Annotated in this window: 9 protein-coding genes; 3 read left to right on the top strand and 6 right to left on the bottom strand. The window is 53.6% G+C overall.

Annotation, left to right across the window (positions count from 1 at the left end; translation table 11 throughout):
• Positions 1-12 precede the first annotated feature (12 nt).
• The 3 genes from VH413_03765 to VH413_03755 all read right to left on the bottom strand — a co-directional run bounded on the left by VH413_03765 (position 13) and on the right by VH413_03755 (position 7707).
• Positions 13-1053, bottom strand: a complete 1041-nt coding sequence (locus VH413_03765) for an alkaline phosphatase family protein (GenBank protein HEX3797794.1) — start codon at positions 1051-1053, stop codon at positions 13-15.
• 329 nt (positions 1054-1382) lie between these two features.
• Entirely contained in the window at positions 1383-4865 is a 3483-nt protein-coding gene (locus VH413_03760; GenBank protein ID HEX3797793.1) for a bifunctional YncE family protein/alkaline phosphatase family protein, read from the bottom strand.
• Positions 4866-5142: 277 nt separating this feature from the next.
• Complete coding sequence (locus tag VH413_03755; protein HEX3797792.1) at positions 5143-7707, bottom strand: bifunctional YncE family protein/alkaline phosphatase family protein; 2565 nt, start codon at positions 7705-7707, stop codon at positions 5143-5145.
• 85 nt (positions 7708-7792) lie between these two features.
• Here VH413_03755 and VH413_03750 point away from each other — a divergent pair, with 85 nt between their 5' ends.
• Positions 7793-10966 carry an SNF2-related protein gene (locus VH413_03750; protein ID HEX3797791.1) on the top strand — a complete coding sequence of 1058 codons (3174 nt, stop codon included), beginning with the start codon at positions 7793-7795 and terminating at the stop codon, positions 10964-10966.
• Positions 10967-10969: 3 nt separating this feature from the next.
• The gene (locus VH413_03745; GenBank protein ID HEX3797790.1) at positions 10970-11830 is read left to right on the top strand and encodes an RluA family pseudouridine synthase; all 861 of its coding nucleotides are present in this window, start codon (positions 10970-10972) and stop codon (positions 11828-11830) included.
• Between the two features lie 6 nt (positions 11831-11836).
• Here the strand turns inward: VH413_03745 and VH413_03740 are convergent, their stop codons facing one another.
• From VH413_03740 to VH413_03730, 3 genes are read right to left on the bottom strand one after another with little or no spacing between them, the layout of a single operon-like run.
• The gene (locus VH413_03740; protein ID HEX3797789.1) at positions 11837-13105 is read right to left on the bottom strand and encodes a hypothetical protein; all 1269 of its coding nucleotides are present in this window, start codon (positions 13103-13105) and stop codon (positions 11837-11839) included.
• 20 nt (positions 13106-13125) lie between these two features.
• Positions 13126-14574: a deoxyribodipyrimidine photo-lyase gene (locus VH413_03735; protein ID HEX3797788.1), complete on the bottom strand. Its 1449-nt coding sequence runs from the start codon at positions 14572-14574 to the stop codon at positions 13126-13128.
• Positions 14571-14744 (bottom strand): hypothetical protein, encoded by a 174-nt coding sequence (locus VH413_03730; protein HEX3797787.1) that lies wholly within the window; start codon positions 14742-14744, stop codon positions 14571-14573. The genes VH413_03735 and VH413_03730 overlap by 4 nt, the downstream gene beginning before the upstream one ends.
• Between VH413_03730 and VH413_03725 the strand changes: the two genes are divergently transcribed.
• Positions 14743-16182 (top strand): alpha-L-fucosidase, encoded by a 1440-nt coding sequence (locus VH413_03725; GenBank protein ID HEX3797786.1) that lies wholly within the window; start codon positions 14743-14745, stop codon positions 16180-16182. The genes VH413_03730 and VH413_03725 overlap by 2 nt on opposite strands.
• Positions 16183-16184: the final 2 nt, after the last annotated feature.

The following is a 16184-nucleotide window of genomic DNA, read 5'->3' as shown; positions in this document are numbered from 1 at the left end:
AGCCGCACCGTCTCAAGGCATTTGCATCACGCGATAGAATCGCTGGCTGGCGCCGATGGCGCTGGGGTCACTGATATAAAAACTATTTGTCGAAGGCGTATTCGTGCAGACGTTACTCCAATTAACAAGATCGGTGGACATCTGGACGACGTGGGTTTTCCCCGGGATCGCGCCCTCCACGTCGAATTGCACGGAGCCATCCGGTGCGTGGAAAAAATTTCTCACGCCGAGGCTGCTGTAATGCGTGATCGCTTGCGGCTGAACAAAAAGATCACTGAGGTCTTGCGCATTGGCGGCGTCGCGAAGCAAAGGTCCCACGCCGAAGATTTCCTGCATCGTGCGCAAGGTCGAGCTATGAGTGTAATGGTTTGTGCTGACGTAGCCGCCGCCTTTGGCCAGTGGCGAAAGCACGATCATGCCGATGGGACCGTCGGCGCTTCCGGCCTCGTCCCAGGTGATGAAGATCGCGCCGTTATTTTTGTAGGCAAAGGAATTCGTGATTTTTGGGATTTCCGTCGAGAGCCAGCTATCGCCTTGCAACTGGCCGTTATAAAGGGGCGCGCAATTATTGTGCATGTCGTCACACAAGTTTGGCGTGATGAAATTATATTGCGCGACGGTATTGCTGGCGAGATCGCCCATGAATTCCGTGTAGGGCCGGATGTGCGCGATGCCGTAGGCGTTGTTGGGATTATTTGTTCCGGTCACATCGTCGAAAAAAGTGAAGGGATCGTGCCGGGCCGCATAATTGTTCTCATCAAAAAGGGGAACCTCGGTGCCCGAGATGTCCTCTTGATACGCTCTCCAGGTAATGCCTGCGTTATTTAAATAGGTGGTGAGATGATCCGTCGTGCTTTGATGGTCGCGAAATGGATTGCCGGTTGTGGTGATGCCGAAGTTGGTTCCCGACTCCAGCCAAAGATAATTCGGTTCGCTCGGATGCATGGTTGGCGGGTTATAATATTGCGAGCAATAAGAAGCGCCTGGCAGCAGCGAATTGATATACGGATCGGATGGGTGGTTGATGATTTGCGCCCAGTCGTTGTTCTCCATTATGATAATGAAGACCGTGCGAATGGGAGGCATGACTCCCGTGTGAGCACCAATCCCTGAAAATAGCAGCGTGCCCAGGGCCAGCCAAAAGTAGATTCGTTTTGTCATCATTGAAATGTCTTTTCTATGCGGATTGCGCCGCATGGTTTCAGTCATTGATGACCGATCATTCCAATAATCGGGCTGGAAGCCCCTGATGTTACGAACAAAAGCCGGACAGGTATTCTGAGTACAAGTGCGACTTTGCTATGTCAAAGTTTGCCAAAAAATTGCGGCGCGGAAAGTCGGTCAGTTGCCGATTCAACCACTTCCAAAAGTCCTACAGCTTCTCAATCGTCGTCATCATCGTCGTGATGATTTTTTGACACGATGAGACCCAGGGTTTTCAATCCTTTGCCGTGCGGACCGACATATTCCGACGGATAACGTGCGTTCCCTTTGACCGAATGCCAGATGATCCGATTGAGTTCATCGTCATTCGCCACGTCGGCTTTGCTGAAATCCTGTTTGGCGCTCAACCGCGCCCAATGCAAGTCCTGCCGGCTCATCGAACTCAGTGTTCCTGGATTCATTTCATTTAACGCCACTTGATTCGGCAATGCGGTATAAGGCGTGTAATCCGGCTGGGCCATAAAACAATCGCCCATCAATGGGCCCATCGCATCCATTTGATTCATTGGCGGCAGCCCCATGATCTGTTCCATCGTATGAATCAGCCCCGTCTGATTAAAAAATGTGCTCACGGTTTGCGCGCGCTTCGTATAAGGGCTGATGACGAGACAGATCGAGCGATGTCCATCCACATGGTCGTAACCGCCCTGCGCATCATCCTCGATAACGAAGATCACCGTATTGGTCCAAAAAATACTTTTTGTCACCGCCTCGATCACGCGGCCAAGTGCGAGATCGTTGTCGGCAAGTTGCGCGCGCGGCGTGGGATAACCAACGGTGCTCCCGGCGGTGTGATCATCCGGCAGATAAAGCATGTTGAACGTGGGCCAGACACCGCTGGATTGCGCGGTGTTAAATTCCCGGAGAAAACCGTCCGCGCGAATCTGGTCGGGGATGCTTAAATTAAATCCCGATACATTGGTCGAACTGTATTTCGGCAACACCGGTGCGTTTCCAATGCTGTTATAAAAGCCTATCAAGCCCGTCTGGTTCGCATAATCCGAATATACTTGCAGCCACGTACTCGCCGGTGACATGCCGGCCTGGCCAAATACGCCGTGGTTGTGAAAGGTCAAGCCATGTTGCAAAACATTGTTCCAGATGAATCCACTCGAAGAATACATCAACGGATCAGCGCCGATCTGCCCCGCGCGATTGAGCGCGCCGATGCCTTTTTCAAAATAATCCGTCGCGTTCGCCTCCGTGCACCAGGCATGACCGTCGGTTGAATAAACTCCGTTGCAATAATAATTATCGAGCAACACGAATTGAGTGGCCAGCGCGTGGTGATTGGGCGTCGTCACTTGCGGGTAGATGCACAAATTAGAAGCGCCGTTGCCCTGCGGAATATCGCCGAACATCTGGTCGTAAGTTTTATTTTCCTTGATGACATAGAGGACATGCTGAAAGACCGAAGGTTCGCCCGTATGCACTGGCACTGGAACCGGTGCCTGGCCTGCCACGGGCGCAAGCTGGGTTTGCAGCATTTGAGGCACGCGCGAATTCTCCTGGACCTGGGCGGTATATTTGTCGAGCACCTCGGGTGTTGGCAAAGGGATTTTGTCAACCGTGCCCGTCGTCGTGATCGCAGTGCCGTTCGCGGAGCCTTGGCCCTTGGTATTCGCGATGAAAAGATTCGTGCCGTCCGTCGCCAGTGCCCCGGGATACCAGTCCGTTGGGATAAAGCCGAGGATGATGCTGTTCGTGTGCTGGCCGTTCGGCAATTCCACCACGGCCACGGCATTGTTGCCGCCGTTGGCAACATAGAGTATCGTACCGTCGGGGCTCAGTGTGACCGCATCGCTCGCGCTCCCAAACGGCAATGACGGGTCGGGCCGCATCAAAATGGTTTCCTGCACCGCTAGGGTTTGGGTATTGATGACCGTAACCGTGTCTGAATTTGCATTCGCGACATACAATGTGCTCCCATCCTGGCTCAGCGTGACATCGGACGGATGCAAGCCGGTTGGAATCTCTGCCACCTCCAGATTCTGCGTCAAATCCACCACGGACAACGTGCCGCTTGCCGCTATTCCGCGTGCGTCCACCACGATTTGAGAACCGGCGGAATTTAAGGTCAAATCGCCCTTAACGGGCACGCGGCCACCCCAATCGGAGACATACGCCGTGTTCCCATTCGGCGAAAGCGCGATGCCCCAAGGCGCCATGCCGACTTTAATTTGACCCGTGATCATGCCAATCGCCAAATTCACAATGGCGATCGAGTTGCTTTTATTGAGACAGACATAAGCATTGGTTCCATCCGCGGACAATGCGATGCCACAGGGATCGCAATAAGCCGGAAGCGCAATCGTCCTTGAAAAAGTCGCGACGCGATTGGTCGCAATGGCGAAATCATAGAGTTCGTACGCCGACGCCGTGACATAAACGTGCATGCCGTCCGTGCTGACCGCGATTCCGTGGAACGATCCCAGGCTGCCAGGATAACGCACGGACTGAAGCCGCTTCCATGTAGCCACGTCCACTACGATCAGGCTGTTGTTGTTTTTCACATACGCGGTTGTGCCATCCGGTGACAACGCAATGTCCAATCCCAGCCCGCCGAACAAAACTGATTTTCCCGGCGTATGCAAAATCTGTTTCGTCGGCACCACTTGGGTCTCGACGCCGTTCCAATTCACCGAAATATCGCCTTCAACGGTGGCTCCCGGATCAACATTCGTAACGAATGGGCCGCCCACTCGGAAAAAACTGACTGTGCCAGCCGAGCCGATATTTAATTGGGCCGTCGGAACTTCCAGCGTTTGCGTTGAACTGACGAGTCCGACACTTTGCCACGACGCTGGATCGGCAAGGTTGGTTGTTTGCTGAATTTGCAGATTCGGGCTATAGCGTCCAGGCCAGATAAATTTTGTTGCCGGCATGAGAGTATTTGCCGTGGTGATTTGTAATCGCGGAGCCCCCGATTGAATTCCATTTGCCGTGGGACCGCCCAGCACCAAGATGGCTTGGGGCGAAAGACAGCCGTTGAGAAATTGAATGCTGTTGACGTAACCCGGTTGAGTAGTCGCTCCGCCAGTCGCCGTTCCGGTCGTAAAAAGTTGCGCGGTCGGGCCAAGTGCGTAATGCCCATCCACGCCGCCTGCCAGCGATTGCGAGCCAACCATCGTCCCATTCACGTATTTCGTTAGTTGCTGCCCGGATGGCGCTGTCAGATCCACTGCAAATGCGATCCGATACCAAACATTTGCGCTTAGTGTGCCGCTAAATTGATCATTAGCTCCAATGCCATCGGGTCCTGCCGACTGGTTGCTGCCGACATAAAATTGCGCATCTATGCCTGGCGGGTTGAATGGGTCCGACTGGAGCAGGGGATGCAACTGCGAACTGTTAATCGTCGAATACATCACATCCATGACAATCGTGTATTGATTGACGAATTGGCCTCCACCATTGGGAGCAGCGCCATGCCGCATATAAAATCCGCGTCCGACCGAATTCCCGCCGAAGCTCATCACTTGCGCGGGCTGGCCGTTTATTTTTGCAATGGTGAAACTTGTGACGTTCGAAGTGTCGCCGACGTATTGCAAGTCCGCCCCAACCGTCGCGCGCAGGTCGCCATATTTAAAATCCCACTGGCCGGTGACGGCTATCGGCGCGGCATGAACCGAAATCGCCAAAGAAAAAAACAGGAGAAAAAGCTTCCACCGCGATTTACGCCCAGTGCCGCTTGGAACGCATTCCCCTGCGCGACAAATGAAATACCCTATGTTCATCGTTTAAACCGCGGATTGATGAACAGAGACTCGTGGAGAAAAGCATCCGCGAATAGTCGGCGAGATGAGAAGCGCATGGCCTCCAATCGTCCTACACGATTAGTAAAAAATACGTAAAAGGGACAATGCGGAAATCAATGGCGCGGACTTTGTGATACGCGCGCGTTAATTACGGCGAATTTCAATCGTCATCATCCTCACCGGAACTTTTTCCTTTGGCGGAAATAAGTCCGAGTTGTTTCAATCCCTTGCCATGCGGGCCGGCAAATTCGGCCGGGTAATGCTGATTGCCCTTGATCGAATGCCAGATGATGCGATTGAGCGTATCGTCATTGATAAGGTCGGGTTTGCTGAAGTCCATTTGCAAACTCAATTCTGCCCAGTGCCGGTCATGCTTGCCCAGTGCGCTGATGGTGCCGGGATTCATTTCATTCAGCGGAATTTCATTCGGCACGGCAGTGTAAGGTGTGTAATCGGCTCGCGCGCCAAAACAGTCCGTCATCAATGGCCCCGATGCGTCCATCTGGTTCATCGGCGGCAATCCCATGATCTGTTCCATCGTGTGAATGAGCCCGGTCTGATTATAAAACGCGCTGACTGTTTCGCCACGCTTGGTGTAAGGGCTGACGACGATGCAGATGGAACGATGTCCATCCACGTGGTCGTAACCGCCCTGCGGATCGTCCTCGATGAGAAAAATAACGGTGTTGCTCCAGAAGCTGCTTTTGGTCACCGCCTCGATGACGCGTCCCGTGGCCAGGTCATTGTCCGCAACTTGCGCCCGTGGCGTGGGAAAACCCGGGCTGCCTCCCGCCGTGTGATCGTCCGGCAGATAAAACATATTGAACGCCGGCCACCGGCCTTTCTTCTCTGCGGCGCTGAATTCCGCAAGAAAACCATCGGCGCGAATTTGGTCGGGAATTTTCAGATTAAATCCCGAGACGTTCGTTGAACTGTATGCGGGCAGCACCGGTGTATTGCCGATATAAGTATGAAACCCAATTCGCCCGATGTGATTCGTATAATCGGTGTAAATCTGCAACCAAGTGCTGTCGGGAGTTGGGAATGACTGGCCAAACACGCCATAATTATAAAAGGTCAATCCGTGTTGCAACACATTGTTCCAGATAAATCCACTCGAGGAATACGAAAGCGGGTCCACGCCGATTTGTCCCGAACGATTTGCCGCGCCGATGGATTTTTCCCAATAGTCGGAGGAGTTTGCCTCGGTGCACCAGGCGTGTCCGTCCGTTGAATAAACTCCGTTGCAATAATAATTGTCGAGCAACACAAATTGCATTGCAAGTGCGTGCAGGTTCGGCGTTACGGCTTTGCCAAAAATACATAATTTTGGATCGCGATTGCCTCGCGGAAGATCGCTCAAAAGTTCGTCGTAGGTTTTGTTTTCGCGGATGATATAGAGCACGTGTTTAAAAACTGATGGTTCGCCCGCGTGCGCAGGAACGGGCATGGGCGTGGCCGCGCTCGTTGCCGCTGTCTGGCTGTTTAATATCTGCGGCAAACGGGAATCGGTTTTCACTGTCGCCGTGTAAGCGGGAAGTTCCGCCGCCGTGGGCAACGGAATTTTATTTACCGTGCCGGTGATTTGATAAACATCGCGATTGGTGGAACCGAGTCCCTTCGTGTTCACCACGTAAAGATCATACAGGTCGGCAAACACCGCACCCGGATACCAGTCGGTGGGAATGAAACCCTGGACGATGCTGTTAGTGTGTTCCTCGTTCGGCAATTCCACCACGCCCACCGCATTATTTCCCGCGTTGGCGACGTAAAGTATTTTACCATCGCGGCTCAACGCGAGTCCGTCGGTGGCGCTTCCAAACGGTTCATGGGCGTCAAGCCGCATCGGAATGGTTTCAACCAGCGCGCGCGTTTCGGTGTTGAGAACCGTCACCGTGTCGGAATTTGCATTGGCGACAAACAACATTTTATCATCGCGGCTTAATTTCAAATCAGAAGGATGCAGCCCAGTGGGAATCTGTGCGACCTCGGAATGGGCTTTTAAGTCCACGATGGACACCGCGCCGCTGGCCGCAATTCCACGATCATCCACGACAATGGGACTGCCGATGGAATAACCCTTCAAATCACCCGCGCTGGGAATGCGCCCGCCCCAATCAGAAACGTAAGCCATGTTTCCATCACGTGAAATCGCCACCGCATAGGGCGCAATACCCACATTAATTTCGTGTGTGATTTTGCCCGAGGCCAGATCCACCACAGCAAGCGTGTTGCTCCGATCCAGGCAAACATAAGCGAGCGTGTCATCGGTTGAAATGGCGACACCGCAGGGATCAGAATTCGTGCCCAACCGAATCGTCCGGTTGAGCGATGCCAATCCCAGATCACCCGTCGCATAATCGTAAAGCTCATTTCCCACGCTTGTGATATAAACGTGCGTCCCCGCGTGGTTGACAGCGATGCCATGCATCGAGGCGGGCGTGCCGGGATAATTCGTCATTTGCTCAATCGTCCAACTCACGCTGTCCACGACGACAAGATTGTTGAAATTTTTTATGTAAAAATTTCGTCCGCTGTGTGACATCGCCAGATCAACCGGCCTTCCTTTGAAATAAACGGACTGTCCCGGCGCGTGAACGATTTGTCCGATTGGCACGACTTCGTCGCCGTCCGGTAAGTGACCGACTTGAAGTTCTGGCGCTGCAAAGGCGGATCGGAAAATGAGCAGCGAAATAATTAGACTGACCGGTAACGAATCTTTCATTCAAATAATGTGTGAACCTACACGATCAAAAACGCTGAAGCAATTCTGTTTGGCTTCGCTAAATTCTGGGGCATGATGAAAAACCATGAGTGACGTGGAATTATCGGATGCTTTGCTGGCAAAGCTCGGCGGCTGGGAGGCGGTCAAAACCGCTCGCGGCATCGTGTCCGCCGGCCGCGTCCACAGTTCCGAATGGCAGCCGCCCACGTTGCGCGGCGTGTTGCAGGAGGGCACTGGCACTTTACGCTCGGGCTTGATCATTAAAAGCTCGACCGACGCCGAGAATCTTTGCCCCTGCCGCGATTCGCGCCAACGCGGGTTGATTTGTGCTCACTCCATCGCCATCGGTCTACACTTTCTCAAAGCAAAAATAATCACTTCCGCGCCGGCGGAGAAAAAAAGTCCCGAGCATTCTACTTCAAAGCGAATACCGAAAGCAATTCGTCGTGCTACGCCGGACGATGTGGATGAATGGTTAAAGCTGCATTTTATTCTACCGCCCAATCTGAACGAAGCCCTTGGCCGTGGAAAAGTGATGTTATACGTCGAAGGCGAATGGTCGCGTGGACGCGTCCCGTTAAACGCATTGCCGACGGACCTCACTTATGCGCTCGATTCTAATGATCAAATAATTCTCGACGCTCTTGAAGCGCTGAACGAAGGCGACACGCCAGCGATGTTGATGCTAAACGCATCTCAATTCGCCGCGCTCCTGCCAAAATTGGCCGCTCACGAGCGATTGACGCTGGGCCGCGCCAAAAAAATCGAAATACTTCAGGAACCACTTCGGCTGGCGATCACGGCCAACTTGGAGAGCAACGGAGAGATTGTTCTGCGCCTCAAAGGTGGATTACCGGTCGGATTGATTCGCGGTAATCCACCGTGGGTAACAGATGGCGACACGTTGCGCCCAATGAATCTTCCAAGTGGTGCTGAAGAATTGCTTGACGGGCCATGGCGCATCTCGCGGTCACGCCTGCCGCAATTTCTCAATGTGGATTGGCCAAAACTCATGGCAGCTTGCGAAGTAGAAGCCAATTTTACGCTCAATGATTTTTCATTTGAAGCAGCCAAGCCATTTTTTTCGCTACACCTTGCCGGTGGTTTGGCGGTGCTTGAAGGAAAACTTGAATGCACTTGCGGCGTTAAAAAAGTTACGCCTGGGGTTTTTGCGCCCGGCGAAGAACTTTGGCTTCCCGACCTCGCGAAGCCTGCTCATTATCGCACCCGTGATCTCGAAGCCGAACAGGCCGCTGTCAGACGGCTTGTCAAATCCGGTTTTACCGGTCCCGATGCCGCGGGATTATTTCATCTCAAAGGACAAAATCAGGTGTTGAATTTTTTTGCGCGTGAATTTCCGAAGCTTGAAAAGGAGTGGAAAGTGACGCTTGAAGAACGGCTGGAGCGCAGCACGGAAAAAAATCTGGAACGCATCGAACCGCGCTTTGACATCACGCCTTCCGGGGAAGAGTGGTTCAATCTTAATGTCACTTACGACACTCGTGGCGGCGAACGGCTGGGTCCGGCCGACATTCAGCGGTTGCTTCTGTCGGGCCAGGGACACACGAAATTGAAGAACGGCAAATTCGCTTTGCTCGACACCGGAGCGGTCGAGGAATTGCAGGAGGTTTTGCTGGATTGCGCACCGGAACAAAATTCCGGCGGCTACCGATTGGATAATTGGCAGGCGGGCTTTCTCGACGCCACGCTTCGCCAGCAGGCCAGCTGGCAGGTGCGCGCGCCCGCGGCTTGGTCGCAACGTGCCGCGCAGCAACGTGGCGAAGTAAAACCCGAGACTCCCAATTTCGGCGCGTTGGAATCCGTCTTGCGTCCGTATCAGAAAGAAGGCATCGCGTGGATGGCGTTTCTGCGGGTCAATGGTTTCGGTGGCATTTTGGCAGACGAAATGGGCCTGGGGAAAACCTTGCAGGTGCTGGCATTGATCAGCGCGCGAAAAAATCAGTCATCTGACAAAACCACGCCAACGCTGGTGATATGTCCGACTTCGCTGGTTTTTAATTGGGCGGCGGAAGCGGCGAAATTCACGCCGCAGTTGCGTGTGCTTGCGCTTCACGGAACGCAACGGCATGAAAGCTTCCAAAAAATTTCACAGGCCGATCTGATCGTAACGAGTTATGCTTTGCTCCGTCGCGATGCCGACCGGTATCGTGATTTGGAATTCGATACCGTCGTCCTCGACGAGGCCCAGCACATTAAAAATCGGCAAACCCAAAACGCGCAGGCGGTGAAATCCATTCGCGCCCGGCATCGGCTGGTGCTCACCGGCACGCCGCTGGAAAATTCCGTGTTAGACCTGTGGTCTATCTTTGATTTTCTGATGCCCGGCTATCTTGGCGCCGCCAAGGATTTTCGCGAGCGCTATGAGATCGCGATTGTTCGTGATAAAAATACCGCCGCGCAGGAACGTCTCGCGCGCCGATTGCGCCCGTTTATTTTGCGGCGGCTCAAACGCGAGGTCGCCCGCGATTTGCCGGAAAAAATTGAGCAAGTCAGTTACTGCGAGTTGAATGAAGAACAACGCGCGATTTACCAGCAAGTTCTTGATGCCAGTCGTCGCGAAATCTTCACCGCCGTGAATGCCAACGGCCTGCCAAAGAGTCGCATGGTTGTGCTCACGGCATTACTGCGGCTGCGGCAGATTTGTTGCGACTTGCGATTGCTAAAACTTCCGGCCAATGCCGGTGAAGATCCTGAGCCGCCGTCGCAGCCTGCGCCCAAAATTTCCGGGTCGTCGGGCAAAGTTGAATTGTTCGGTGAATTGCTGGAAGAAGTCATTGATGGTTCGCATCGCGTCCTGGTATTTAGCCAATTCACGAGCATGTTGGGTTTGTTGCGTGAAGAATTGACGGAGCAGGGGATTCAATTTTGTTATCTCGACGGCGCGACCAAAGATCGGGCGCAAGTCGTCGAGAAATTTCAACGAGATGCCGGTATCCCAGTTTTTCTCATCAGTTTGAAGGCTGGTGGCGTTGGCCTCAATCTGACGGGCGCGGATACCGTCGTTCATTTTGACCCGTGGTGGAACCCGGCGGTGGAGGCGCAGGCGACGGACCGCGCGCATCGCATCGGCCAGACGCGCGTGGTGACAAGTTACAAGCTCATCACGCGCGGCACGGTGGAGGAAAAGATTTTGAATCTTCAGGCGCGAAAACGCGCGCTTATCGAGGGCGTATTGGGCGAGGGCGATCTGGCTGGCGCTCTGAGTTGGGAGGAGATTCAGGATTTGCTGGCGGATTAGAGCATGAATATTTTTGACGTAACTGAGGACAGTGAATTGCTCAAATTCCTGCTGGCTAAAATGCCGGAGAGAAGCCGCACATCCGTTAAGGAACTTCTGGGCCGGAGGCAGGTTTTGGTGGACGGCGAGGTGATCACGCAGTTCAATCAACCGCTCGCGCGAGGGCAGCGAGTCGAGATTGGGCGCATGGGTGACATCAGAACAAGTTCGTCTCGCGACTGCAAAATCGTTTTTGAAGACGCTGATTTGATCGTAATTGAAAAACGGGCGGGTTTGCTTTCCATCGCAACCGAGTTGGAAAAGGAAAAAACCGCGTATAGCTTGCTGAGCGACCATGTGAAGCGGGCCGATCCCCGAAATAAAATCTTTGTCGTGCACCGCCTTGACCGTGAAACGTCCGGATTGATGATGTTCGCAAAAAATCAGCCGGTGCAAAAAGCGTTGCAGGACGATTGGCAGGAGGCAGTGTTGGAGCGTACTTATGCCGCTGTTTTGGAAGGGCGCGTGGAGCAAGCGGAGGGCACGATCACTTCGTGGCTGACGGAAAGTAAATCGCTCATCATGCGCTCAAGCCCAACGCCGAATGACGGACAGAAAGCGATTACTCATTATCATGTGCAGCGGATGAGCGCGCGTTATTCCCTCGTTGAATTTCAACTCGAAACGGGCCGTAAAAACCAAATCCGGGTGCATGCACAAACGCTCGGCCACAGCATCGTCGGCGACAACAAATATGACGCGAAGGAGAATCCGCTAAGGCGATTAGCCTTGCATGCGAAAATTCTCGCGTTTCGGCATCCCATCAGTGGCAAGGCTATGCGATTTGAAAGTCCGACTCCGAAAGAATTCTCGCGGCTGCTCTAGCGTTCTTTAACCGAATTTTTTCGCAAGCCGGTCGGCATCGTAAGCGCGGCGCTGAGCGGAAGACATTTTACCGAAATCAGGAAAACCATTGGGGAGCTTCGGCCAATCGGTCGTCGCAGTTTCAATCGAAGGTTGTGCAAGCGGATTTTCACGGATTGCGACGGTGGAGCGCTTTGACGTACCGTCGTAACTCATGGACTGATCCGTAAGCACCATGTCCTCGGCAAGTGGGCGATGCGGCTTGATTTTTTTCGCCTGAAGAATTCCGTGGTAGGCATGGACGGCTTCTTCGGGAGTGACGCGTCCGCTCGTGATCGCTCGAAGCATTTCGATAAATGCAAGCTGGTGCTCGGCGTTATTTATTTTGCGCCCGTAAAGTGCAACGCGCGCACCGTATTTTTGCGCATCGTGGAGAAGTTTGAAGGCGTCGTAAGTTGTGCCCGCGCTGCCGCCAAGAATTCCAACGATCAGATTGGGATCGTATTGCGCGAGTTCTTCCATCGCGCGCGGGCCGTGATAAACAATTTTCAGAAACAACGGGCGACCCGCTTCGGTCACGCCTGCCAGCGTGCGCAGAATTTTGTCATTGATGAATTCGCCGAGCTTTTCCGTTGGAATGCCGCTGGGCACATTTGGATCAAACACTTCAAGAAAATAGCGAAACTTTTTTCGTTCCGCTTCTTCACGAAACTGTTTGAACGCGAGCAAGGTCTGGCGATCGCGCTCAAGGTCGTTGAGAAACGTGACGGAATACAGGCCGAGATTTGCCCCGGGGAAATCGGTGGCGCCATCGCGCTCGCACTCGACCTGGCCGCATTGAATGTGATCAATCGTCGCGGTGCGAAACGGTTGCGCGGGTTCTTTCAGATAACTGCCGTGGCGCACGGCCCAAACATCGGTCGTATCATTCGCGCGAGCGGCGGGCGTCACGTGCGAATTCTTGAACAAACCTTCCTTGATGGTGAGTTGTTCATTGACCGAAGCGGACATGAGCACGATGTCCACCAGACCTTGCTGAACCACTTCGCGCGTGAGATCAAGAAATTCAGGCAGGTTGCGATAACCGAATTCTTCACGCGTCCAGACTTCAGGAGAAAATTGCGCCGCGTGCGCGCCTGCGCGGGAAAGATGTTCACGCCGGCCGGGCGCGCGAACGCCAAACGCCATGTCGGCATCCTTGGCATCGGCGAGAATAAATTCGCGCGTCGTCTGTGGCGCAGCGCGGATGGCGGCAAGTTTTTGATCGAGCGAACGGACCATGCTGTTTTTTACCACGATATTCCTGGGCGAAGCAATTAACCGTTTTTGATTTTGGCGAAAGCGGCAAGCGCGACTTCGCGAGCGATTGCGTGGCTGACGATGGGTTCAGGATAATCGCGGCCAAGTTCGACGCCTGCTTGCGAGAGTATTTTTGCCGGTGCGCGCCACGGTTGATGAAGCCACTTGCCGGGCAATCGCGTCAATTCCGGGCACCAGCGTCGAACATAGTCGCCTTGCGGGTCAAACTTCTCGCCCTGCGTGATCGGGTTGAAGATCCGAAAATAGGGTGCGGCATCCGCTCCACAACCGGCAATCCATTGCCAGCCTAAAGTGTTTTGCGCGAGATCCGCATCCACCAGTGTGTCCCAAAACCAGTTCGCGCCCTCTTGCCACGAGAGTAATAAATCTTTCACGAGAAAAGAGCCGGCAATCATGCGAACTCGATTATGCATCCAGCCAGTCGCCCAGAGTTCGCGCATGCCGGCATCCACGATGGGGTAACCGGTTTTGCCGCGCTGCCACGCTTGCAGAAATTCCGCATCCACACGCCAAGGGAATTTCGCAAAGTTCGGACGCAAAGGTTTGGTGGGAGCTTGTGGAAAATGAATCAGAAGCTGATGCGCGAACTCACGCCAGCCGAGTTCCGTGAGAAATTGGCTCTCACGCCATGCAGAGACGGCCAATGATTTCTTTTCGGCATCACGACGGATTGCGTGCCAGACTTGACGCGGGCTGATCTCGCCGAAATGAAGATGGGGCGAAAGGCGCGACGTGCCACGGCGATCCGGGCGATTGCGCGCGGTTGAATAATCGGGGAAAGCGTCGTGAAGGAATTTCTGTAATTGAGATTGTGCACCGGTTTCGCCGGGAGTCCATTCGTTGCGAAAGCCTTTGGCCCATGGAATTTTAGGTTCAAGTTCGAGAGCATTTAGGGTGAGCGTGGCGGGCCATTTTTTTGGTGCGTGGATAGTTTTGGGCGCGGGCAATGGTGTGGCGGGATCGGAAAGTTTCAAACAATGACGCCAGAACGGGGTGAAAACTTGAAAAGGTTTGCCGCTTTGATTCAAGACCGTGCCCGGCTCATGCAATAGAGCTGCACTAAAACTTTCTACTTTTATTCCGGTGCTCGCGAGGGCGTCATGAATTTTTTTATCTCTAGAAATAATGGCGGGTTCGTAGCGGCGATTCCAGAAAATCGTTCGGACTCCGGTTTGTTCAATAAGTTCTCGTAAAGCCGCAAGCGTTGGGCCGCGCCGAATGATTAGCTTTGCTCCGGCACGTTCCAAATTTGTTTGCAGTTCAAGAAGTAATTGATGCAGCCACCAGCGTGAGGCCGCGCCCGGCTGCCATGGCGCTTCCTCCTCGGGTGAAAAAATGAAAACGGGAATGACCGGAGCACCGGTCGAAAGCGCGGCGCATAATGCAGGATTATCCGCAAGGCGCAGATCAATGCGGAACCAAAGTATTATGGGCGCCGGGCTCATGGGCGAATTTTATCGGCAATCAGTTTGATTGGGGGAAGGGGAATCGTGTTGAAATCATTTTTAGAATTTTCCTTTCCTTTGAAGCTGCGGCTTGAACCCGGCGTGCATGCAGAGGTAGCATCGCCTCGAATCACCAATAACAACATCGTAGCGACCAGCTTTAAAATCATGAAACGATCCAAATTCGGCAAACCATTTGCAGGGGCATTGCTGCTTTCGATGGCGATGGCGATCCTGCCCGCCCACGCGCAGCAAACTGATAAAGTCGAAACCAAGGCGCAACGCGACGCGCGCATGGAGTGGTGGCGCGAGGCGAAATTCGGCATGTTCATTCACTGGGGCGTTTATTCTGTGCCCGCCGGATTTTATCACGATCAACCGGTCAAGGGTATCGGCGAGTGGATCATGAATCATGGGAAAATTCCAATGGCGGAATACCAGGAATACGCCAAACAATTTGATCCTGAAAAATTCGACGCTGAAAAATGGGTGAAGATCGCAAAGGATGCCGGTCAGAAGTATATAGTCATCACCAGCAAACATCACGACGGGTTCGCCATGTTCGATTCCAAGGCGAGCGATTGGAACATCGTGAAGGCGACGCCGTTCAAGCGCGATCCGTTGAAAGAGCTTGCGGCGGCGTGCCGCCGGGAAGGCATCAAACTCGGGTTTTATTATTCGCAGGCACAGGACTGGAATAACGGCGGTTCGGCTTCGGGCGGTAAATGGGATCCCGCGCAGAAGCATGATATGGACGATTACATTGACAAGGTGGCCGTGCCGCAGGTGCGCGAGATTTTATCGAATTACGGCAAGTTTCCTGCGGTGCTTTGGTGGGACACGCCGATTGACATGAACAAAGAGCGCGCGCAAAAGCTTTACGATACCGTCGAGCAACTGCGTCCGAATATCATCATGAATAATCGCCTGGGCGGTGGTTTCAAGGGCGACACCGAAACTCCCGAGCAACGCATTCCGCCACAGGGTTACCCCGGCCGCGATTGGGAAACCTGCATGACAATGAATGACACGTGGGGCTTCAAGCGCGACGATGACAAATGGAAATCCACGGAGACGCTGCTGCGTAATTTGTGCGACATCGCCAGCAAGGGCGGGAATTATTTGTTGAACGTCGGCCCGACCAGCGAAGGCGAAATTCCCGCGCCGTCGGTAGAGCGCCTAAAAGAAATCGGCGCATGGATGCGGGTCAATGGCTCCGCCATTTACGGGACCAGCCCGACAATCTTTGGAGCGGAAGCGGGCACGTTTAGCGCAACGGACAAAGATGCCAAGGGCAATCCGAAATTTGAATCAGCTTGGGATTGGCGTTGCACTACGAAGCCGGGCAAGCATGGCATTCTTTTCAACCATCCCGGCAAACTCTACGTGGAAATCTTCAAATGGCCCGCGGGTCACTTCGATCTGCCCGCGATCAAAGGCAAGGTCAGCAAAGCGTATCTGCTTGCCGATCCATCTCATCGCCTGCATTTTCAGCAAACTGAAAATGGTGTGAGCATTGATCTACCCGATCATGCGCCGGATGCCATCGCCTCGGTCGTTTGCGTGAATGTGAAGGGTGAACTGGCTGCTGCATCGGATAAAAAATAGTC

It is taken from the genome of Verrucomicrobiia bacterium, assembly GCA_036268055.1.
Classification (GTDB): domain Bacteria; phylum Verrucomicrobiota; class Verrucomicrobiia; order Limisphaerales; family Pedosphaeraceae; genus DATAUW01.
This window is presented reverse-complemented; position numbering and strand designations above follow the sequence as displayed.